General features: G+C 68.3%; 17 protein-coding genes and 1 tRNA gene. 16 read left to right on the top strand and 2 right to left on the bottom strand.

All coding sequences use genetic code 11. The features are described from left to right. Nucleotides 1-203: 203 nt before the first annotated feature. The 5 genes from ABZW32_RS21525 (at nucleotide 204) to ABZW32_RS21505 (ending at nucleotide 4,386) form a co-directional block, all read left to right on the top strand. Nucleotides 204-812: a helix-turn-helix domain-containing protein gene (locus tag ABZW32_RS21525; RefSeq protein WP_356218084.1), complete on the top strand. Its 609-nt coding sequence runs from the start codon at nucleotides 204-206 to the stop codon at nucleotides 810-812. A 119-nt stretch (nucleotides 813-931) separates the two neighbouring features. Next, the gene (locus ABZW32_RS21520) at nucleotides 932-2,401 is read left to right on the top strand and encodes a DHA2 family efflux MFS transporter permease subunit (protein WP_356218083.1); all 1,470 of its coding nucleotides are present in this window, start codon (nucleotides 932-934) and stop codon (nucleotides 2,399-2,401) included. A gap of 67 nt (nucleotides 2,402-2,468) precedes the next feature. After that, nucleotides 2,469-2,867 (top strand): DUF3291 domain-containing protein, encoded by a 399-nt coding sequence (locus tag ABZW32_RS21515; RefSeq protein WP_356218081.1) that lies wholly within the window; start codon nucleotides 2,469-2,471, stop codon nucleotides 2,865-2,867. Beyond that, nucleotides 2,868-3,968, top strand: coding sequence for a UDP-N-acetylmuramate dehydrogenase (locus tag ABZW32_RS21510; protein ID WP_356218079.1), 1,101 nt, complete (start codon nucleotides 2,868-2,870; stop codon nucleotides 3,966-3,968). A gap of 1 nt (nucleotide 3,969) precedes the next feature. Further along, nucleotides 3,970-4,386, top strand: coding sequence for a hypothetical protein (locus ABZW32_RS21505; protein WP_356218077.1), 417 nt, complete (start codon nucleotides 3,970-3,972; stop codon nucleotides 4,384-4,386). Here ABZW32_RS21505 and ABZW32_RS21500 read toward each other — a convergent pair. Together ABZW32_RS21500 and ABZW32_RS21495 are read right to left on the bottom strand one after the other, a co-directional pair. Then, nucleotides 4,376-5,395: an adenosine deaminase gene (locus ABZW32_RS21500; protein WP_356218075.1), complete on the bottom strand. Its 1,020-nt coding sequence runs from the start codon at nucleotides 5,393-5,395 to the stop codon at nucleotides 4,376-4,378. The two genes, ABZW32_RS21505 and ABZW32_RS21500, sit on opposite strands and share 11 nt — an antisense overlap. A 182-nt stretch (nucleotides 5,396-5,577) precedes the next feature. Then, nucleotides 5,578-6,804, bottom strand: a complete 1,227-nt coding sequence (locus ABZW32_RS21495; RefSeq protein ID WP_356218074.1) for a pyridoxal phosphate-dependent aminotransferase — start codon at nucleotides 6,802-6,804, stop codon at nucleotides 5,578-5,580. A 192-nt stretch (nucleotides 6,805-6,996) separates the two neighbouring features. Here ABZW32_RS21495 and ABZW32_RS21490 point away from each other — a divergent pair. The 11 genes from ABZW32_RS21490 to ABZW32_RS21440 all read left to right on the top strand — a co-directional run bounded on the left by ABZW32_RS21490 (nucleotide 6,997) and on the right by ABZW32_RS21440 (nucleotide 20,804). Further along, nucleotides 6,997-7,069: transfer RNA gene (locus tag ABZW32_RS21490), tRNA-Trp, on the top strand. A gap of 104 nt (nucleotides 7,070-7,173) precedes the next feature. Further along, nucleotides 7,174-7,455 (top strand): preprotein translocase subunit SecE, encoded by a 282-nt coding sequence (gene secE, locus ABZW32_RS21485; protein WP_030230573.1) that lies wholly within the window; start codon nucleotides 7,174-7,176, stop codon nucleotides 7,453-7,455. An 84-nt stretch (nucleotides 7,456-7,539) separates the two neighbouring features. Next, nucleotides 7,540-8,472, top strand: coding sequence for a transcription termination/antitermination protein NusG (gene nusG / locus ABZW32_RS21480; protein ID WP_356218071.1), 933 nt, complete (start codon nucleotides 7,540-7,542; stop codon nucleotides 8,470-8,472). 170 nt (nucleotides 8,473-8,642) lie between these two features. Then, complete coding sequence (gene rplK / locus ABZW32_RS21475; RefSeq protein ID WP_030230579.1) at nucleotides 8,643-9,077, top strand: 50S ribosomal protein L11; 435 nt, start codon at nucleotides 8,643-8,645, stop codon at nucleotides 9,075-9,077. Between the two features lie 86 nt (nucleotides 9,078-9,163). After that, nucleotides 9,164-9,892 carry a 50S ribosomal protein L1 gene (gene rplA, locus ABZW32_RS21470; protein ID WP_356218069.1) on the top strand — a complete coding sequence of 243 codons (729 nt, stop codon included), beginning with the start codon at nucleotides 9,164-9,166 and terminating at the stop codon, nucleotides 9,890-9,892. 138 nt (nucleotides 9,893-10,030) lie between these two features. Further along, entirely contained in the window at nucleotides 10,031-10,975 is a 945-nt protein-coding gene (locus tag ABZW32_RS21465) for a hypothetical protein (protein WP_356218068.1), read from the top strand. A gap of 278 nt (nucleotides 10,976-11,253) precedes the next feature. After that, nucleotides 11,254-11,469 (top strand): hypothetical protein, encoded by a 216-nt coding sequence (locus ABZW32_RS21460; protein ID WP_356218066.1) that lies wholly within the window; start codon nucleotides 11,254-11,256, stop codon nucleotides 11,467-11,469. A 266-nt stretch (nucleotides 11,470-11,735) separates the two neighbouring features. After that, a complete protein-coding gene (gene rplJ, locus ABZW32_RS21455; RefSeq protein ID WP_266574556.1) occupies nucleotides 11,736-12,266 on the top strand; it encodes a 50S ribosomal protein L10 in 531 nt (176 codons plus the stop codon). Between the two features lie 110 nt (nucleotides 12,267-12,376). Next, entirely contained in the window at nucleotides 12,377-12,760 is a 384-nt protein-coding gene (gene rplL / locus ABZW32_RS21450; protein ID WP_266574554.1) for a 50S ribosomal protein L7/L12, read from the top strand. Between the two features lie 564 nt (nucleotides 12,761-13,324). After that, nucleotides 13,325-16,807 carry a DNA-directed RNA polymerase subunit beta gene (rpoB, locus tag ABZW32_RS21445; RefSeq protein WP_356218064.1) on the top strand — a complete coding sequence of 1,161 codons (3,483 nt, stop codon included), beginning with the start codon at nucleotides 13,325-13,327 and terminating at the stop codon, nucleotides 16,805-16,807. Between the two features lie 97 nt (nucleotides 16,808-16,904). Further along, the gene (locus tag ABZW32_RS21440) at nucleotides 16,905-20,804 is read left to right on the top strand and encodes a DNA-directed RNA polymerase subunit beta' (RefSeq protein ID WP_356218062.1); all 3,900 of its coding nucleotides are present in this window, start codon (nucleotides 16,905-16,907) and stop codon (nucleotides 20,802-20,804) included. Nucleotides 20,805-20,819 lie beyond the last annotated feature (15 nt).

Genomic DNA, 20,819 nt, shown 5'->3' with positions numbered 1-20,819 from the left:
GGCCGAAGGCCATCGCGAAGCGACGCGACCGCAGGGAGCGCCCTTGACAGCCCGGCCCGACACGGAAGGACAGTGAGACTGACGGGAAACCCCCAGCCCTTCCCTGATTCGGGCCAGGTCGAGTCCCGCCACCCCCCGACCCCGCCTGCCCGTCCCCACCCCACCCCTTGACTTAGTTAGTGAGTGAGCACTAACTTTGAGGCATGGCAAGGATGAGTGCGGAAGAGCGGCGCGAGAGCGTCATTCGGGCGGCGGCCAAGGAGTTCGCTCGTGGGGGGTACTACGGGACCTCCACCGAGGCGATCGCCAAGCAGGTCGGGGTTTCGCAGCCCTACCTCTTCCGGCTCTTCCCGAACAAGCAGGCCATGTTCCTCGCGGCGTCCGCGCGGTGCCTGGAGACCACCCGGGACGTTTTCGCCCGGGCGGCCGAGGGGCTGGAGGGTGAAGAGGCCCGGAGCGCGATGGCGGACGCGTACATGCGGCTGATCGCCGAAGACCCGCACGTGCTCCAGATGCAGCTCCAGATGTACGTCACCGTCTCCGCCGCGGAGGCCGCCGGCGACCGCGAGCTCGGTGAGCTCGTGCGGGAGGGCTGGCAGAAGCTGTGGGACACCGTGGCGGCGCCGATCGGTGGCGACGTCAAGGAGACCACCACCTTCATGGCCTACGGGATGCTCATCAACACCCTCACCGCCATGGGCTTCCCGCCCGGGCACCGCATCTGGGAAGGGCTCCAGCCCCCGGACGGGGCCGAGGGGGTCGACGGCGCCGACGCTGCCGACGGGAAGCCCGCCCGCGGGAGCGTCGAGTAGCCACCCGCCCCCCATAAGCCCAGCCCAGCCCGCCCCACCCCTCCCGCCGGCCCCGTACCCGGGCCGCCTTCTGTCCTTCAAAGTTAGTCAGCAATAACTAACAACCTTCAGGGGGAATCGTGAACCAGCAAGACCGGCTCAGCAGGCCCGCGGTGTGGGCCCTCGTCCTCACGGGGGCCGCCAGCTTCATGGCCGCGCTCGACAACCTCGTCGTCACCACCGCCCTCCCCGCCATCCGCGCCGACCTCGGCGGAAAGCTGGAGGACCTGGAGTGGACGGTGAACGCCTACACGCTCACCTTCGCCGTCCTGCTCATGTTCGGCTCCGCCCTCGGGGACCGCTTCGGGCGCCGCAGGCTCTTCATCGCCGGACTCGCCGTGTTCACGACCGCCTCCGCCGCGGCCGCCCTCTCGCCCGGGATAGGCCAGCTGATCGCCGCCCGCGCAGTCCAGGGCGTCGGGGCCGCCGTCATGATGCCGCTGTCCCTCACCCTGCTCACCGCCGCCGTCCCGGCCGCCCGGCGCGGCATGGCGCTCGGCATCTACGGGGCCGTCAGCGGTCTGGCCGTCGCCAGTGGTCCGCTGATCGGGGGCAGCCTCACCGAGCACATCTCCTGGCAGTGGATCTTCTGGCTCAACGTGCCCATCGGCCTCGCCCTGATCCCGCTCGCCCGCCTGCGCCTCGCCGAGTCCACCGCCCCCAACTCCCGCCTCGACGTTCCCGGCACCCTCCTGATCAGCGGCGGGCTCTTCGGGGTCGTCTACGGACTGGTCAACGCCAACGCCCACGGCTGGACCAGCGCCCCCGTCCTCACCGGCCTGATCGCGGGCAGCGTCCTCATCGGGGCCTTCGTTCACCACGGCTTCAACAGCGCGAACCCCATGCTCCCCATGCGCCTCTTCCGCAGCAGGGGCTTCTTCGGGATCAACCTCGCCAGCCTGCTGATGTACCTCGGCATGTTCGGGTCGATCTTCCTGCTCAGCCAGTTCCTCCAGGGCGTCGCCGGCTATTCGCCCACCGAGGCCGGTCTGCGCATGCTGCCCTGGACCGGCATGGGGATGATCGTCGCCCCGATCGCGGGCATCGTGTCCGACCGGATCGGCGGCCGCCCCGTAGTCGTCGCCGGGCTGGCCCTCCAGGCGCTCGGCCTCGGCTGGTTCGCGGTGGTCCTGGCCCCGGACGTCTCCTACGCCGCCCAGCTCCCCGCCCTGATCCTCAGCGGGATCGGCATGTCCCTGTACTTCGCCCCGGCCAACAACGTGCTGATGTCCACCGTCACCCCCGCCGACCAGGGCAAGGCCTCGGGCACCAACAACGCCCTCCGCGAGGTCGGCGGAGCCCTCGGCGTGGCCGTCCTGGCCTCGGTCTTCTCCACCCGGGGCGGCTACGAGACCCCGCAGGCCTTCACCGACGGGACCGTCCCCGCCCTGTGGATCGGCGCCGCCGCGGTAGCCCTGGCCGCCGCCCTGGCCCTGCTCCTGCCCCGCCGCTCCACCAGCCGGTCGGCCCAGTCCGCCCAGTCCGCCGAGTCCGCCCGGTCCACCCCCACCGCGGCCGTATTCGCGGACAAGGTCCCCACCACCCGCTGAAGCCCCAGAAGCCCCAGAAGCCCCAGAAGCCCCGGAAGCCCCGGACGAGAACGAAGGAACAGCAGCCATGCCCGACGTGCCCTGGTCCACGCCCCACGAGCCCGCCCCCGACGCCGAGGTCTACGTCATGGCCTCCCGCTTCGAGACCGAGACCCTCATCGGGGCGCTCAGGTTCTTCCTCAAGGCCCCCGGCATCATCCGCCAGATCCGCAAGGCCCCCGGCGCCCACGGCGTCGCCCTCCGCGCCCGGGTGACCCGCCGCACCTTCCTGACCCTCTCCGCCTGGGAGGACCGGGACGCCCTCCACCGCTTCGCCCGCAGCGAGCCCCACCGTTCCAGCTCGCGCGCGGCCGCGGCCTTCATGAAGGAGTCCGCCTTCACCTACTGGACCGCGCCCGCCTCGGAGCTGCCCATCGGCTGGGCCGAGGCCGAGCGCCGTCTGGCGGAGAGCAAGCAGGGCTACTGAGTGCCCCGCCGGGATGCGAGGGGGACGGACCGTACTCTTGTCCACGTGCAGGAACTCCACGAAGCCCCCCTCGCCCCGCTGACCACCTTCCGCCTCGGCGGCCCGGCGGCCAGGCTGGTCACCGCGACCACCGACGCCGAGGTGGTCGACGCCGTACGCGCCGCCGACGCGAGCGGCACCCCCCTCCTGATCATCGGAGGCGGCAGCAACCTGGTCATCGGCGACCGGGGCTTCGCCGGAACCGCCCTGCGCATCGCGACCGCGGGCTTCACCCTCGACGGCACCACCCTGGAACTCGCCGCCGGCGAGAACTGGAGCGACGCCGTCGCCCGCACCGTCGAAGCGGGCCTCGCGGGCATCGAATGCCTCGCCGGCATCCCCGGCTCCGCTGGAGCCACCCCGATCCAGAACGTCGGGGCGTACGGCCAGGAAGTCTGCGACACCATCACCGAGGTCGTCGCCTACGACCGCACCACCGACGCGACCGTCACCCTCTCCGCCGCCGAGTGCGCCTTCCGCTACCGCAACAGCACCTTCAAGGACCAGCCCGACCGCTACGTCGTCCTGCGCGTCCGCTTCGCCCTGGAGGACGCCGGCGGCCTCTCCGCCCCGGTCAAGTACCCCGAGACGGCCCGCGCCCTCGGCGTCGAGGCCGGCGACCGGGTCCCGGCCGCGCTCGCCCGCGAGACCGTCCTGCGCCTGCGCGCCGGCAAGGGCATGGTCCTCGACCCCGCCGACCACGACACCTGGTCCGCGGGCTCCTTCTTCCACAACCCGATCCTGACCGACGAGGCCTACGCCGCCTTCCTCGCCCGCGTCCAGGACCGCCTCGGCCCCGACACCGCCCCGCCCGCCTACCCGGCCGGCGAGGGCCGTACGAAGACCAGCGCGGCCTGGCTGATCGACAAGGCCGGATTCACCAAGGGCTACGGCACCGGCCCCGCCCGCATCTCCACCAAGCACACCCTCGCCCTCACCAACCGCGGCGAGGCCACCACCGAAGACCTCCTCACCCTGGCCCGCGAGGTCGTCGCCGGAGTCCACGCGGCGTTCGGCGTCACCCTCGTCAACGAGCCGGTGACGGTCGGCGTCCACCTCTGACATGCACTGCCCCCTGCACGGGGCCGGTACGGACCCCACCCGCCTGGTGGGCCGCGAGATCAGCCGGGTCGTCGCCTCCTGGCACATCTGCGAGGGCGAGCGCTCCGAGGCGCCGCTCGACGTCTGGCTGATCGACAGCGACGGCGGGTCCACGCGGATCACCACCGGCTCGGACCGGTGCCTGATCGTCGAGTCCGCCACGCCCCACGAGCCCTACGACATGGGGGAGTGGGGCCGGATCGAGGTCGGCGAGGACCTCGGCGACCACCCCTTCCTGCGCCACCTCGGCCAGACCGTCGCGTCGGTCGCCGAGTTCGCCGTCCCCGAGCAGGGCCGCACCCACCTGGAGATCGTCTTCGAGGACGGCCACCGGGTACGGGCCGACTGCTACGAGGGGGACCTGCGGCTCACCCGTTGAGCCAGTGGTCGATCCCGTCCAGCAGCTTTGCCTTCACCTCGTCGGGCGCGGCCGAACCGCGCACCGACTGCCGCGCCAGCTCGGCGAGCTCCGCGTCCGTGAAGGCGTGGTGGCGGCGGGCGATCTCGTACTGGGCCGCCAGCCGGGACCCGAACAGCAGCGGGTCGTCCGCCCCCAGCGCCATGGGCACCCCGGCCTCGAAGAGGGTGCGCAGCGGCACGTCCTCGGGCCGCTCGTAGACGCCTAGCGCCACGTTGGAGGCCGGGCAGACCTCGCAGGTGATCTGCCGGTCGGCGAGCCGCTTCAGCAGCCGGGGGTCCTCGGCGGCCCGTACGCCGTGCCCGATGCGGGCCGCGTGCAGGTCGTCGAGGCAGTCGCGGACGGAGGAGGGCCCGGTGAGCTCGCCGCCGTGCGGGGCCGCGAGCAGACCGCCCTCGCGGGCGATGGCGAAGGCGCGGTCGAAGTCCCGCGCCATGCCGCGGCGTTCGTCGTTGGAGAGCCCGAAGCCGACGATGCCGCGGTCGGCGTAGCGGACGGCGAGGCGGGCGAGGGTGCGGGCGTCCAGGGGGTGCTTCATGCGGTTGGCGGCGATGAGGACCCGCATGCCCAGGCCCGTCTCGCGAGAGGCCGCGTCGACGGCGTCGAGGATGATCTCCACGGCCGGGATCATGCCGCCGAGCAGCGGGGCGTAGGAGGTGGGATCCACCTGGATCTCCAGCCAGCCGCTGCCGTCCCGGACGTCCTCCTCGGCGGCCTCGCGGACCAGGCGGCGGATGTCGTCGGGCTCGCGCAGGCATGAGCGGGCGGCGTCGTAGAGGCGCTGGAAGCGGAACCAGCCGCGCTCGTCCGTGGCGCGGAGCTTGGGCGGTTCTCCGGCGGTCAGGGCGTCCGGAAGGCGGACGCCGTACTTGTCGGCCAGCTCCAGCAGGGTCGACGGGCGCATCGAGCCGGTGAAGTGCAGGTGCAGGTGGGCCTTCGGCAGAAGCGTGAGATCGCGTACGTGCTCCATCTGGTGATCCTGCCGCATCGCTCACCCGATTGGCAGCGGATTACCTGAACGGGACATTGCCCGAACATGAATCCGATGCTGGCCGGGGTGTGGGAGGCCGCTGCGCGGAGCGGCCCCCGCACGCCGGAGCGGCGTCACCCCGGGGGGTGACGCCGCTCCGTACGCGCGGAACCGCCGGAGGCCTAGGCCTTGGCCTCCGCCAGGAGCTTCTGGATGCGGGAGACGCCCTCGACCAGGTCCTCGTCGCCCAGGGCGTAGGACAGGCGCAGGTAGCCCGGGGTGCCGAAGGCCTCGCCCGGGACGACCGCGACCTCGACCTCGTCCAGGATCAGCGCGGCGAGCTCGACGGAGCTCTGCGGGCGCTTGCCGCGGATCTCCTTGCCGATGAGCTCCTTGACCGACGGGTACGCGTAGAACGCGCCCTCCGGGGTCGGGCAGAAGACGCCGTCGATCTCGTTCAGCATCTTCACCATCGTCTGGCGGCGGCGGTCGAAGGCCTTGCGCATCTCCGCGACCGCGTCCAGGTCGCCCGAGACGGCGGCCAGCGCGGCGACCTGGGCCACGTTGGAGACGTTGGAGGTGGCGTGCGACTGGAGGTTGGTCGCCGCCTTGATGACGTCCTGCGGGGCGATGACCCAGCCCACGCGCCAGCCCGTCATCGCGTACGTCTTGGCGACGCCGTTGACGACGATGCACTTGTCGCGCAGCGCCGGGACCAGGACCGGCAGCGAGGTGAACTTCGCGTCGCCGTAGACCAGGTGCTCGTAGATCTCGTCCGTGAGCACCCACAGGCCGTGCTCGGCGGCCCACTCGCCGATCGCCTTCGCGTCGGCCTCGGAGTACACCGCGCCCGTCGGGTTGGACGGGGAGACGAACAGGACGACCTTGGTGCGCTCGGTGCGCGCGGCCTCCAGCTGCTCGACGGAGACCCGGTAGCCGGTGGTCTCGTCGGCGACGATCTCGACCGGGACGCCGCCCGCGAGGCGGATCGACTCCGGGTAGGTGGTCCAGTACGGGGCCGGGACGATGACCTCGTCGCCCGGGTCGAGGACGGCCGCGAAGGCCTCGTAGATGGCCTGCTTGCCGCCGTTGGTCACCAGGACCTGGGAGGCGTCCACCTCGTAGCCCGAGTCGCGCAGCGTCTTGGCGGCGATCGCGGCCTTCAGCTCGGGCAGACCGCCGGCCGGCGTGTAGCGGTGGTACTTCGGGTTGCGGCAGGCCTCGACCGCGGCCTCGACGATGTAGTCCGGGGTCGGGAAGTCGGGCTCGCCCGCACCGAAGCCGATCACCGGGCGCCCGGCGGCCTTGAGGGCCTTGGCCTTGGCGTCGACGGCGAGGGTGGCGGACTCGGAAATGGCGCCGATACGGGCGGACACCCGGCGCTCGGAGGAAGGCGTTGCAGAGGTCATGCGGCCAATCGTCCCAGACGGCTCCGAGCCGCCGCACACCGTTTCAAACACCGGACGGAGCAGGTCCGGATGTCTTCTGTTCGACGTCAGGGCCCAGAACACGTACACTCACCTGTCGTTGGTCCTCAACAGCCGCCCCAGAGCGTGAGCACTCCGTGCACTCGCTCGGATGCGGTAGGTTGGGGGGCGCAAAGGGTCGTAGCTCAATTGGTAGAGCACTGGTCTCCAAAACCAGCGGTTGGGGGTTCGAGTCCCTCCGGCCCTGCTTCACACTCCTCTCGGACGTGTGCGCAGGTACGTACTTCGATGCAACGCCGTGCGGCGCAACCGGGCGCGGCTACGGCCACGACCCGGATTCAGGTGAGAGACGTGACGGACGCCCTGGGCTCCATCGACATGCCTGACGCCGAGGACGACACCCGCGAGAAGAAGGCCCGAAAGGGCGGCAAGCGCGGCAAGAAGGGCCCTCTCGGCCGTCTCGCGCTTTTCTACCGCCAGATCGTCGCGGAACTCCGCAAGGTCGTATGGCCCACCCGTAACCAGCTCTCGACGTACACCACCGTGGTGATTGTCTTCGTCGTCATCATGATCGGTCTGGTGACCGTGATTGACTATGGGTTCCAGGAAGCCATCAAGTTCGTCTTCGGCTGATCCCCGCGGAGGGCGGCGCCTTGATGGGTGCCGCCCGTTTTCGCATGTTCCACCACCTTTTGTATCCAGGAAGAAGCAGCCACCGTGTCTGACCCGAACCTGAACGTGAGCCACGACTCCGTCGAGTCCGTCGAGGACGAGCTCGACATCGTCGAGGCGGCAGACGCTGTGGACCCCGACGAGGCCGAGCTCGCCGACGCCGAGGCCGGCATCGCCGCCGAGGAAGCCGCCCTGCACGTCGAGGACGAGGTCGACGCCGAGGTCGATGACGACGCCGACGCCGAAGAGGCCGCCGACGTCGAAGAGGCCGCCGACGTCGAGGACGAGGACGAGGACGACGTCTCCGCCGAGGCCGACGAGGAGGCCGAAGAGGCCGCCGAGGTCGAGCCCGCCGAGCCGGTCGACCCCATCCAGGCCCTCCGTGACGAGCTGCGCCTGCTCCCCGGCGAGTGGTACGTGATCCACACCTACGCGGGCTACGAGAAGCGCGTGAAGGCGAACCTCGAACAGCGTGCCGTCTCGCTGAACGTCGAGGAGTTCATCTACCAGGCCGAGGTGCCCGAGGAAGAGATCGTCCAGATCAAGAACGGCGAGCGCAAGAACGTCCGGCAGAACAAGCTGCCCGGTTACGTTCTCGTCCGCATGGATCTGACGAACGAGTCCTGGGGCGTCGTCCGCAACACCCCGGGCGTCACCGGCTTCGTGGGCAACGCCTACGACCCGTACCCGCTGACCCTCGACGAGATCGTCAAGATGCTCGCCCCCGAGGCGCAGGAGAAGGCCGCCAAGCAGGCCGCCGAGGAGGCCGGTCTGCCGGCCCCCGCCGTCAAGCGCACCATCGAGGTCCTGGACTTCGAGGTCGGCGACTCGGTCACCGTCACCGACGGCCCGTTCGCCACGCTGCAGGCGACGATCAACGAGATCAACCCGGACTCGAAGAAGGTCAAGGGCCTCGTGGAGATCTTCGGCCGCGAGACCCCGGTCGAGCTCAGCTTCGACCAGATCCAGAAGAACTGATCCAGATCTTCTGAGCGACGCTTCCGAAACAGGTCAGACCAGCCCGCGAAGGGCGGTCTGACCTGCTCGGTTTTTAGCCCCGCGCCTATACCCGCTATCGTGGTGCGGTATGCCTCCATCCGGATGACCGGTTGGCGGCTGAAAACTCTCACTAGGACCCGGAGAGAGCAATGCCTCCCAAGAAGAAGAAGATCACGGGGCTTATCAAGCTCCAGATCAAGGCCGGTGCGGCCAACCCGGCTCCGCCGGTCGGCCCCGCGCTCGGTCAGCACGGCGTCAACATCATGGAGTTCTGCAAGGCCTACAACGCCGCGACCGAGTCGCAGCGTGGCATGGTCGTGCCGGTGGAGATCACGGTCTACGAGGACCGTTCCTTCACCTTCATCACCAAGACTCCGCCGGCCGCGCGCCTCATCCTGAAGAGCGCGGGCGTGGAGAAGGGCTCTGGCGAGCCGCACAAGACCAAGGTCGCCAAGCTGACGCGTGACCAGGTCCGCGAGATCGCCACGATCAAGATGCCCGACCTGAACGCCAACGACATCGACGCCGCCGAGAAGATCATCGCCGGCACCGCGCGTTCGATGGGCATCACGGTCGAAGGCTGATTCAGCCACCCCAGCACGACAGTGGTAGGACCAAGCGCTGGTCCGCACCACGACTCCACGCCTGAAGTCACAACACAGGAGCAGAAGTGAAGCGCAGCAAGACTCTCCGCGCTGCGGACGCCAAGGTCGACCGGGAAAAGCTCTACGCCCCGCTCGAGGCCGTCCGTCTCGCCAAGGAGACCTCCGCGACCAAGTTCGACAGCACCGTCGAGATCGCCTTCCGTCTGGGTGTCGACCCGCGCAAGGCCGACCAGATGGTCCGCGGCACCGTGAACCTCCCGCACGGCACCGGCAAGACCGCCCGGGTCCTGGTCTTCGCGACCGGTGACCGTGCTGCGGCCGCGGTGGCCGCCGGCGCCGACATTGTCGGCGACGACGAGCTGATCAACGAGATCGCTAAGGGCAACCGCCTCAACGAGTTCGACGCCGTTGTGGCCACCCCGGACCTCATGGGCAAGGTCGGCCGCCTCGGCCGCGTGCTCGGTCCCCGTGGCCTCATGCCGAACCCGAAGACCGGCACCGTCACGATGGACGTCGCCAAGGCCGTCACCGAGATCAAGGGTGGCAAGATCGAGTTCCGCGTCGACAAGCACTCGAACCTGCACTTCATCATCGGCAAGGTCTCCTTCTCCGATGAGCAGCTGGTCGAGAACTACGCGGCGGCCCTGGACGAGATCATCCGTCTGAAGCCGTCCGCCGCCAAGGGCCGCTACATCAAGAAGGCCGCCATCAGCACCACGATGGGCCCCGGCATCCAGCTGGACTCCAACCGCACCCGGAACCTCCTCGTCGAGGAAGACCCGGCCGCTGTCTGATCCGGCCTCTGCCTGATCGGACCACCGCGTGGTTGAACGGGCCCTTCGCCCCCTTCCGGGGGTGAAGGGCCCGTTTTCTTTTACCCCCCAGTAAGGTCGGGCCTTGATCGAACAAGCACACCAGGGGTGGGGGACTCCATGCTCACGTACCGGAAGAGGGCCGCGGGGGCCGCGCTGGCCGGCGTACTGCTGCTGGCCGGGGCGACGGCCTGCGAGGGCGGCGACAAGGGCGGTACGGGCAAGGCCGCGGCTCCTTCGCCGTCCGCCGACCGGAGCCCGGTCCGGCGGACCGCCGACGAGGCCGCCGTCGACGCGCTCGTGTCGGCGTACGAGAAGACCTCGGCCGCCAAGTCCGCGAAGGTCCGCATGGCGGTGCGGGTACCGAAGGCAACCGGCGCGCCCGGGGACCCGATCGAGACCACGGGCGTCCAGGGCTGGAACCCGAACGTCGTGGACCTCACGGTGACGGGCGCCTCGGCGCCCGGACTCGGCTCCGGGACCATGCGCGTGATCGGCCTGAACGGGATCAGCTACGTACAGCTGCCCGCCGACTCGCCCCTGGCCTCCGGCGGCAAGCGGTGGGTCAAGCTCGACCTCAAGGAGCCCGGCGGGACCACCGGTGCGCTGAGCAGGCTGGGCGGGCTGGGCGACGCCCCGCAGCAGGGCCAGGACCCGGCCACGCTGCTGGCCCTGATGATCAGCTCGCCGAACCTGAAGCACGTGGGCGCCGAGACGGTGGAGGGGACGGACACCGAGCACTACGCGGGCACGCTCACCGTCGACGAGCTGCGCCGGGACGCCAACCCGGTGCTGACCCCCTCCGACCACGGCAAGCTCGTCACGGCGATGGGCGCGGCCGGGATCCAGGGTTACAGCCTGGAGGTCTGGGTGGACCGGACCGGGCTGCCGGTCCGCACGAAGACCACCGCGCAGACGCCCGGCGGGACCGATCTCGCCCACCTGCAGTTCCAGGTGGACGCCTCCTACGCGGAGTACGGCGCCGCGGCCACCGCGCAGGCCCCGCCTGAGGACGAGACCCTCGACCTGTTCGGGATGCTCACCAAGCCCGGGGAGGGCGCGTGAGGCGGACGGCACGGAAGCGGGCTGCGGCCGCGCTCGCGGGCGCGGCCCTGCTTACGGCCTGTGACGGCGGCACGGGGGCCCGTGCGGGCAGGAGCGCCACGGGCGGGGGCCCCACGGCCCCCGGGGCAGCGGCAGCGTCCCCCGTGGAGGCCGTGAAGGCGTCCTGGCGCAAGACGGCCGCGGCGAAGTTCGCCATGGCCGAGATCTCAAGACCCCGGTCGACGGTAAGCCCTGGATGAAGCTGGACCTCGCCGCGGGGGGTGCGCCCGCCCCCCCGGATGAACGAGGACCCGGCGGAGTACCTCGCCCTGCTCCTGGGGCAGCCCAAGCTCGTCCCGGACACGGGGGACAACGGCCTCGCCGGGACCCGTCACTACCGGGCCGTCCTCACCGGCGCCAAGGACGACCACCCGGTGCGCGTCCTCACGCCGGTCGTGGCCCCGCCGGCCGACCAGGTCGCCGACTTCGACGCGGTGCTGAAGGGCGGCTCCTGAGGGGCGGCTCCGGAGGCGATTTGCCTCGTCCGGGCGCCTTCGCGTACGCTTCCGGAGAAGCCAAAGACCGCTGGTCGTTGCCGTGCTCGAAAGAGGACGGTGGCCGAAGGATTCGCTGCGAGCGGACGTCCTGCGCAGGTGTTCGAGGAAAGTTCCCGGAATTTCATTTTCGGTTGAGCCGTGCCCCGTGCGCCATGCGCCGGGGCGTTTTGTTTGTCCAGCCCCTTCTGAGCGGTCCTCATCACCCGGAAGGAGGCCGACGCTCTATGGCAAGGCCCGACAAGGCTGCTGCGGTAGCCGAGCTTGAGGACCAGTTCCGCAGCTCGAACGCCGTTGTGCTGACCGAGTACCGGGGTCTCACCGTTGCGCAGCTCAAGACGCTGCGTCGTTCGCTCGGTGAGAACGCCCAGTACGCCGTGGTGAAGAACACGCTGACCAAGATTGCGGCCAACAACGCCGGGATCACCTCGCTCGACGACCAGTTCACCGGTCCGACGGGCGCCGCCTTCATCACCGGTGACCCGGTGGAGTCGGCGAAGGGTCTTCGTGACTTCGCCAAGGAGAACCCGAACCTCATCATCAAGGGCGGTGTCCTTGACGGTAAGGCGCTGACCGCCGATGAGATCAAGAAGCTCGCGGACCTCGAGTCCCGCGAGGTTCTGCTCAGCAAGCTGGCCGGCGCGTTCAAGGGCAAGCAGTCCCAGGCTGCCTCGCTCTTCCAGGCGCTGCCGTCGAAGTTCGTCCGCACCGCGGAAGCGCTTCGCGTCAAGCTCGCCGAGCAGGGCGGTGCCGAGTAATTCGGCTCGCGCACTGATCTACGCCGCCTAGTGCGTGGGTCGTAGCGGGCCGTTACGCCCGCCTCTCAATACATCCGGCACCTGCCGAATTAGTGGAAGGATCGCCCATCATGGCGAAGCTCTCTCAGGACGACCTCCTCGCCCAGTTCGAGGAGATGACCCTCATCGAGCTCTCCGAGTTCGTGAAGGCCTTCGAGGAGAAGTTCGACGTCACCGCCGCCGCGGCCGTCGCCGTTGCCGGTCCGGCCGGTGTCGGCCCCGCCGCCGAGGCCGAGGAGGAGAAGGACGAGTTCGACGTCATCCTCACCGGTGCGGGCGACAAGAAGATCCAGGTCATCAAGGTCGTGCGCGAGCTGACCTCCCTGGGTCTGAAGGAGGCCAAGGACCTCGTCGACGGCACCCCGAAGCCGGTCCTCGAGAAGGTCAACAAGGAGGCCGCTGACAAGGCCGCCGAGGCCCTCAAGGCCGCTGGCGCTGGCGTCGAGGTCAAGTAACACCTCTGGGGCCCTCTGAGGCCCCTCCAAAGGGCGATCACCCGTAAGGGTGGTCGCCCTTTGGCGTACCCCGAGTGCCTGACTTGCCCTGGTCTCGTTGGGGAGTAGGGTGATCATCGTTGCCCCGGTGCGGGGTCCGCGGATGATCCGCTCGGAGCACGGGGCCTTGACGAACGGCCAGCGGCGCGCAATTCTCAGAGCCGTCGCCAGCTCGGCCGGGTCGATCCCGGATTCGAGGCATGGATCGACTACGAAGAGGGCAGTACTGATACGCGCTCTGTGTACGAGGGTCGCAGCGTTGGTGTTGGTTTGAACGAGTTGGGGAAGGCCTGTTGCCGGTTTCCGGAAACCTGGTCTGGACATCAGTGAGCCGAGTGGCTACACTGACCCTTTGCGCTGCCTGTTAGCTGACCCCTGCCCGTCGCCAGGGTCATGCCCACGCTTGAGCACACCTGATTGATACGCCCTGACCTGGTCTTTTGGCCAGCTGGGGAGGTTCTGTCTTCTGTGTCGGCTGGGACCGGTACGCGCGTAGTGAGTCCGAGCCCTCGGAAGGACCCCCTCTTGGCCGCCTCGCGCAACGCCTCGACCAATACGAACAACGGTGCCAGCACCGCCCCGCTGCGCATCTCCTTTGCAAAGATCAAGGAGCCCCTCGAGGTTCCGAACCTCCTGGCGCTGCAGACCGAGAGCTTTGACTGGCTGCTCGGCAACGCCGCCTGGAAGTCCCGCGTCGAGTCGGCGCTCGAGAGTGGACAGGACGTCCCCACCAAGTCCGGTCTGGAAGAGATCTTCGAGGAGATCTCGCCGATCGAGGACTTCTCCGGGTCGATGTCGCTGACCTTCCGCGACCACCGTTTCGAGCCGGCGAAGAACTCTGTCGACGAGTGCAAGGAGCGCGACTTCACGTACGCGGCGCCGCTCTTCGTCACGGCCGAGTTCACGAACAACGAGACCGGTGAGATCAAGTCTCAGACGGTCTTCATGGGCGACTTCCCGCTCATGACCAACAAGGGCACCTTCGTCATCAACGGCACCGAGCGCGTCGTCGTGTCGCAGCTCGTCCGTTCCCCGGGTGTCTACTTCGACTCCTCCATCGACAAGACGTCCGACAAGGACATCTTCTCCGCCAAGATCATCCCGTCCCGGGGTGCCTGGCTGGAGATGGAGGTCGACAAGCGCGACATGGTCGGCGTCCGCATCGACCGCAAGCGCAAGCAGTCCGTCACCGTCCTCCTCAAGGCTCTCGGCTGGACCACCGAGCAGATCCTCGAAGAGTTCGGCGAGTACGAGTCCATGCGCGCCACCCTGGAGAAGGACCACACCCAGGGCCAGGACGACGCGCTGCTCGACATCTACCGCAAGCTGCGTCCGGGCGAACCGCCGACCCGCGAGGCCGCTCAGACGCTGCTCGAGAACCTCTACTTCAACCCGAAGCGCTACGACCTCGCGAAGGTCGGCCGCTACAAGGTGAACAAGAAGCTCGGCGCCGACGAGCCGCTGGACGCCGGTGTGCTCACCACCGACGACATCATCGCGACGATCAAGTACCTCGTGAAGCTCCACGCGGGCGAGACCGAGACCATCGGTGAGTCGGGCCGTTCGATCGTCGTCGAGACCGACGACATCGACCACTTCGGCAACCGTCGTCTGCGCAACGTCGGCGAGCTCATCCAGAACCAGGTCCGCACGGGTCTGGCTCGTATGGAGCGCGTCGTGCGCGAGCGCATGACCACGCAGGACGTCGAGGCGATCACGCCGCAGACCCTGATCAACATCCGGCCGGTCGTCGCCTCCATCAAGGAGTTCTTCGGCACCAGCCAGCTGTCGCAGTTCATGGACCAGAACAACCCGCTGTCGGGTCTGACGCACAAGCGTCGTCTCTCGGCGCTGGGTCCCGGTGGTCTGTCCCGTGAGCGGGCCGGCTTCGAGGTCCGTGACGTTCACCCGTCGCACTACGGCCGCATGTGCCCGATCGAGACCCCCGAAGGCCCGAACATCGGTCTGATCGGCTCGCTCGCCTCCTACGGCCGCGTCAACGCGTTCGGTTTCGTGGAGACCCCGTACCGCAAGGTCGTCGAGGGCGTCGTCACCGACGACGTCGACTACCTGACCGCGGACGAGGAAGACCGCTTCGTGATCGCCCAGGCCAACGCCGGCCTGAACGACGAGATGCGCTTCACCGAGAACCGCGTGCTGGTCCGCCGTCGTGGCGGCGAGATCGACTACATCGCCGGCGACGACGTCGACTACATGGACGTCTCCCCGCGCCAGATGGTGTCCGTCGCGACCGCGATGATCCCCTTCCTGGAGCACGACGACGCCAACCGTGCCCTCATGGGCGCGAACATGATGCGCCAGGCCGTTCCGCTCATCAAGGCGGAGGCCCCGCTCGTCGGCACCGGCATGGAGTACCGCTGTGCGGTCGACGCCGGTGACTCGATCAAGGCGGAGAAGGACGGTGTCGTCCAGGAGGTCTCGGCCGACTACGTCACCGTCGCCAACGACGACGGCACGTACACCACGTACCGCGTCGCCAAGTTCTCCCGCTCGAACCAGGGCACCTCGGTCAACCAGAAGGTCATCGTCAACGAGGGTGACCGCATCATCGAGGCCCAGGTCCTCGCCGACGGTCCCGCGACCGAAGAGGGCGAAATGGCCCTCGGCAAGAACCTGCTCGTCGCGTTCATGCCCTGGGAAGGTCACAACTACGAGGACGCGATCATCCTGTCGCAGCGCCTCGTGCAGGACGACGTCCTCTCCTCGATCCACATCGAGGAGCACGAGGTCGACGCCCGTGACACCAAGCTGGGCCCCGAGGAGATCACCCGGGACATCCCGAACGTCTCCGAGGAGGTCCTCGCCGACCTCGACGAGCGCGGCATCATCCGCATCGGTGCGGACGTCGTCGCCGGCGACATCCTGGTCGGCAAGGTCACGCCCAAGGGTGAGACCGAGCTGACCCCGGAGGAGCGCCTGCTCCGCGCGATCTTCGGTGAGAAGGCCCGCGAGGTGCGTGACACCTCGCTCAAGGTCCCTCACGGTGAGATCGGCAAGGTCATCGGTGTCCGCGTCTTCGACCGCGAGGAGGGCGACGAGCTTCCCCCGGGCGTGAACCAGCTGGTCCGCGTCTACGTCGCCCAGAAGCGCAAGATCACCGACGGTGACAAGCTCGCCGGCCGCCACGGCAACAAGGGTGTCATCTCCAAGATCCTTCCGATCGAGGACATGCCCTTCCTCGAGGACGGCACCCCGGTCGACATCATCCTGAACCCGCTGGGTGTCCCGTCCCGAATGAACCCGGGACAGGTCCTGGAGATTCACCTCGGCTGGCTCGCCAGCCGCGGCTGGGACGTCTCCGGCCTCGCGGAGGACTGGGCCGAGCGTCTGAAGGTCATCGGCGCCGACCGTGTCGAGCCCGGTACCAACGTCGCCACCCCGGTGTTCGACGGTGCCCGCGAGGACGAGCTCGCCGGCCTGTTCGAGCACACCATCCCGAACCGCGACGGTGACCGCCTGGTCCTCCCGTCCGGTAAGGCGCGCCTGTTCGACGGCCGCTCCGGTGAGCCGTTCCCGGACCCGATCTCGATCGGGTACATGTACATCCTCAAGCTGCACCACCTGGTCGACGACAAGCTCCACGCGCGTTCGACCGGTCCCTACTCGATGATCACGCAGCAGCCGCTGGGTGGTAAGGCGCAGTTCGGTGGCCAGCGCTTCGGTGAGATGGAGGTGTGGGCGCTCGAGGCTTATGGCGCCGCTTACGCCCTCCAGGAGCTGCTGACCATCAAGTCCGATGACGTCACCGGCCGCGTGAAGGTCTACGAGGCCATCGTCAAGGGCGAGAACATCCCCGAGCCGGGCATTCCCGAGTCCTTCAAGGTGCTCATCAAGGAAATGCAGTCGCTCTGCCTCAACGTGGAGGTGCTGTCCTCGGACGGCATGTCCATCGAGATGCGCGACACCGACGAGGACGTCTTCCGCGCGGCGGAGGAGCTCGGTATCGACCTGTCCCGGCGAGAGCCGAGCAGCGTCGAAGAGGTCTGACGGGCCTGACGGGGGGCTCGCTCAAGAGCCCCCCGTCATCCCCGGGACCGTTCAGACCATGATTGAGACTCGACCCCGAAAGAGGGATTGACGCACAGTGCTCGACGTCAACTTCTTCGACGAGCTGCGGATCGGCCTTGCCACCGCGGACGACATCCGAACCTGGTCGCACGGCGAGGTCAAGAAGCCGGAGACCATCAACTACCGCACCCTCAAGCCCGAGAAGGACGGACTCTTCTGCGAGAAGATCTTCGGTCCTACCCGGGACTGGGAGTGCTACTGCGGCAAGTACAAGCGTGTCCGCTTCAAGGGCATCATCTGTGAGCGCTGTGGCGTCGAGGTCACGCGCGCCAAGGTGCGCCGTGAGCGGATGGGCCACATCGAGCTTGCCGCTCCCGTCACCCACATCTGGTACTTCAAGGGCGTCCCGTCGCGCCTTGGCTACCTGCTGGACCTCGCGCCGAAGGACCTCGAGAAGGTCATCTACTTCGCCGCGTACATGATCACGTTCGTCGACGACGAGCGCCGTCAGCGCGACCTGCCGTCGCTGGAGGCCCACGTCTCCGTCGAGCGCCAGCAGATCGAGAACCGCCGTGACGCGGACCTCGAAGGCCGTGCCAAGAAGCTCGAGACCGACCTGGCCGAGCTCGAGGCCGAGGGTGCGAAGGCCGACGTGCGCCGCAAGGTGCGCGAGGGTGCCGAGCGCGAGATGAAGCAGCTCCGTGACCGCGCCCAGCGCGAGATCGACCGCCTCGACGAGGTGTGGAACCGCTTCAAGAACCTCAAGGTCCAGGACCTCGAGGGCGACGAGCTGCTCTACCGCGAGCTGCGCGACCGCTTCGGTACGTACTTCGACGGTTCGATGGGTGCCGCGGCGCTGCAGAAGCGCCTGGAGTCCTTCGACCTGGAGGAGGAGGCCGAGCGCCTCCGCGAGATCATCCGTACCGGCAAGGGCCAGAAGAAGACCCGTGCGCTCAAGCGCCTCAAGGTCGTCTCCGCGTTCCTGCAGACCAGCAACAGCCCCAAGGGCATGGTTCTGGACTGCGTCCCGGTCATCCCGCCGGACCTGCGTCCGATGGTGCAGCTGGACGGTGGCCGCTTCGCGACCTCCGACCTGAACGACCTGTACCGCCGCGTGATCAACCGCAACAACCGCCTGAAGCGCCTTCTCGACCTCGGTGCCCCCGAGATCATCGTGAACAACGAGAAGCGCATGCTCCAGGAGGCGGTCGACGCCCTCTTCGACAACGGCCGTCGTGGTCGCCCGGTCACGGGCCCCGGCAACCGTCCGCTGAAGTCCCTGAGCGACATGCTCAAGGGCAAGCAGGGTCGATTCCGTCAGAACCTCCTCGGCAAGCGCGTGGACTACTCCGCGCGTTCCGTGATCGTCGTCGGTCCGCAGCTGAAGCTGCACCAGTGTGGTCTGCCCAAGGCCATGGCGCTGGAGCTCTTCAAGCCGTTCGTGATGAAGCGCCTGGTCGACCTGAACCACGCGCAGAACATCAAGAGCGCCAAGCGGATGGTCGAGCGCGGCCGCACGGTCGTCTACGACGTCCTCGAAGAGGTCATCGCCGAGCACCCGGTCCTCCTGAACCGTGCGCCCACGCTGCACCGCCTCGGCATCCAGGCCTTCGAGCCCCAGCTGGTCGAAGGCAAGGCCATCCAGATCCACCCGCTCGTCTGCACCGCGTTCAACGCGGACTTCGACGGTGACCAGATGGCCGTGCACCTGCCGCTCTCCGCGGAGGCGCAGGCCGAGGCCCGCATCCTGATGCTGTCCTCGAACAACATCCTCAAGCCGGCCGACGGCCGTCCGGTCACGATGCCGACGCAGGACATGGTCCTGGGTCTGTTCTTCCTGACCACCGACGGTGAGCTCCGTGACGTCAAGGGCGAGGGCCGTGCGTTCGGCTCCACCGCCGAGGCGATCATGGCGTTCGACGCCGGCGAGCTCGCGCTGCAGTCGGCCGTCGACATCCGCTTCCCGGTGGGCACCATCCCGCCGCGCGGCTGGGTCGCGCCGGTCGCCGAAGAGGGCGAGCAGGAGTTCCAGCCGGGCGACAGCTTCCGTCTGAAGACGACCCTGGGTCGCGCGCTCTTCAACGAGCTGCTGCCCGAGGACTACCCGTTCGTCGACTACTCGGTGGGCAAGAAGCAGCTCTCCGAGATCGTCAACGACCTGGCGGAGCGCTACCCCAAGGTCATCGTGGCGGCGACGCTCGACAACCTGAAGGCGGCCGGCTTCCACTGGGCGACCCGTTCGGGCGTCACCGTGGCCATCTCCGACGTCGTCGTTCCCGAGGCGAAGAAGGAAATCGTCGCGGGCTACGAGGCCAAGGACGAGAAGGTCCAGAAGCAGTACGAGCGCGGTCTGATCACCAAGGAAGAGCGCACTCAGGAGCTCATCCAGATCTGGACGCAGGCGACCAACGAGGTCGCCGAGGCGATGAACGCGAACTTCCCCAAGACGAACCCCATCTTCATGATGGTTGACTCGGGTGCCCGAGGAAACATGATGCAGATGCGACAGATCGCCGGTATGCGTGGTCTGGTGTCGAACGCGAAGAACGAGACCATCCCGCGTCCGATCAAGGCGTCCTTCCGTGAGGGCCTCACCGTTCTGGAGTACTTCATCTCCACGCACGGTGCCCGTAAGGGTCTGGCGGACACCGCCCTGCGTACCGCCGACTCGGGTTACCTCACCCGTCGTCTGGTGGACGTCTCGCAGGACGTCATCATCCGCGAGGAGGACTGCGGCACCGAGCGCGGCCTCAAGCTCAAGATCGGTGTCAAGGACGAGGCGGGTGTCCTCCGCAAGGCGGACGACGTCGAGACCTCCGTGTACGCCCGCATGCTGGCCGAGGACGTCGTCATCGACGGCAAGGTCATCGCGCCGGCGAACGTGGACCTCGGCGACGTGCTCATCGACGCCCTCATCGCGAACGGCGTCGAGGAGGTCAAGACCCGCTCGGTCCTGACCTGCGAGTCCGCGGTCGGCACCTGTGCCTTCTGCTACGGCCGCTCGCTGGCCACCGGCAAGCTGGTCGACATCGGTGAGGCGGTCGGCATCATCGCCGCCCAGTCCATCGGTGAGCCCGGTACCCAGCTGACGATGCGTACCTTCCACACCGGTGGTGTGGCCGGTGACGACATCACGCAGGGTCTGCCGCGTGTCGTCGAGCTCTTCGAGGCCCGTACCCCGAAGGGTGTCGCCCCGATCTCCGAGGCCGCCGGCCGCGTGCGGATCGAGGAGACCGAGAAGACGAAGAAGATCGTCATCACGCCCGACGACGGCAGCGAGGAGACGGCGTTCCCGATCTCCAAGCGCGCCAAGGTCATCGTGCACGAGGGCGACCACGTCGAGGTGGGCCAGAAGCTCACCATGGGTGCCACCAACCCGCACGACGTGCTGCGCATCCTCGGCCAGCGTGCCGTCCAGGTCCACCTGGTCGGCGAAGTCCAGAAGGTCTACAACTCGCAGGGCGTGTCGATCCACGACAAGCACATCGAGATCATCATCCGGCAGATGCTGCGCCGCGTGACGATCATCGAGTCCGGCGACGCGGAGCTCCTGCCGGGCGAGCTCGTCGAGCGCTCGAAGTTCGAGACCGAGAACCGTCGCGTGGTCACCGAGGGCGGTCACCCCGCCTCCGGCCGTCCGCAGCTGATGGGTATCACCAAGGCCTCGCTGGCGACGGAATCCTGGCTGTCGGCCGCCTCCTTCCAGGAGACGACCCGAGTCCTGACGGATGCGGCGATCAACGCCAAGTCCGACAGCCTCATCGGCCTCAAGGAGAACGTCATCATCGGTAAGCTCATCCCGGCCGGTACGGGTCTGTCCCGCTACCGCAACATCCGGGTCGAGCCCACCGAAGAGGCCAAGGCCGCGATGTACTCGGCCGTCGGCTACGACGACATCGACTACTCGCCCTTCGGCACCGGCTCCGGCCAGGCTGTCCCGCTGGAGGACTACGACTACGGCCCGTACAACGGCTGAGTCGCAGCAGAGCAG

The organism is Streptomyces sp. NPDC004667, from assembly GCF_040609475.1.
In the GTDB taxonomy this organism is placed as follows: Bacteria; Actinomycetota; Actinomycetes; order Streptomycetales; family Streptomycetaceae; genus Streptomyces.
This window is presented reverse-complemented; position numbering and strand designations above follow the sequence as displayed.

Bases quoted from the DNA above. Each gene is read 5' to 3' on its own strand.
- ABZW32_RS21465 (WP_356218068.1), top strand. From the start codon at position 10,031: ATGCTCACGTACCGGAAGAGGGCCGCGGGGGCCGCGCTGGCCGGCGTA.
- ABZW32_RS21525 (WP_356218084.1), top strand. From the start codon at position 204: ATGGCAAGGATGAGTGCGGAAGAGCGGCGCGAGAGCGTCATTCGGGCG.
- ABZW32_RS21505 (WP_356218077.1), top strand. From the start codon at position 3,970: ATGCACTGCCCCCTGCACGGGGCCGGTACGGACCCCACCCGCCTGGTG.
- ABZW32_RS21515 (WP_356218081.1), top strand. From the start codon at position 2,469: ATGCCCGACGTGCCCTGGTCCACGCCCCACGAGCCCGCCCCCGACGCC.
- ABZW32_RS21460 (WP_356218066.1), top strand. From the start codon at position 11,254: ATGAACGAGGACCCGGCGGAGTACCTCGCCCTGCTCCTGGGGCAGCCC.
- rplJ (WP_266574556.1), top strand. From the start codon at position 11,736: ATGGCAAGGCCCGACAAGGCTGCTGCGGTAGCCGAGCTTGAGGACCAG.
- ABZW32_RS21500 (WP_356218075.1), bottom strand. From the start codon at position 5,395: ATGGAGCACGTACGCGATCTCACGCTTCTGCCGAAGGCCCACCTGCAC.
- rplL (WP_266574554.1), top strand. From the start codon at position 12,377: ATGGCGAAGCTCTCTCAGGACGACCTCCTCGCCCAGTTCGAGGAGATG.
- rplK (WP_030230579.1), top strand. From the start codon at position 8,643: ATGCCTCCCAAGAAGAAGAAGATCACGGGGCTTATCAAGCTCCAGATC.
- ABZW32_RS21495 (WP_356218074.1), bottom strand. From the start codon at position 6,804: ATGACCTCTGCAACGCCTTCCTCCGAGCGCCGGGTGTCCGCCCGTATC.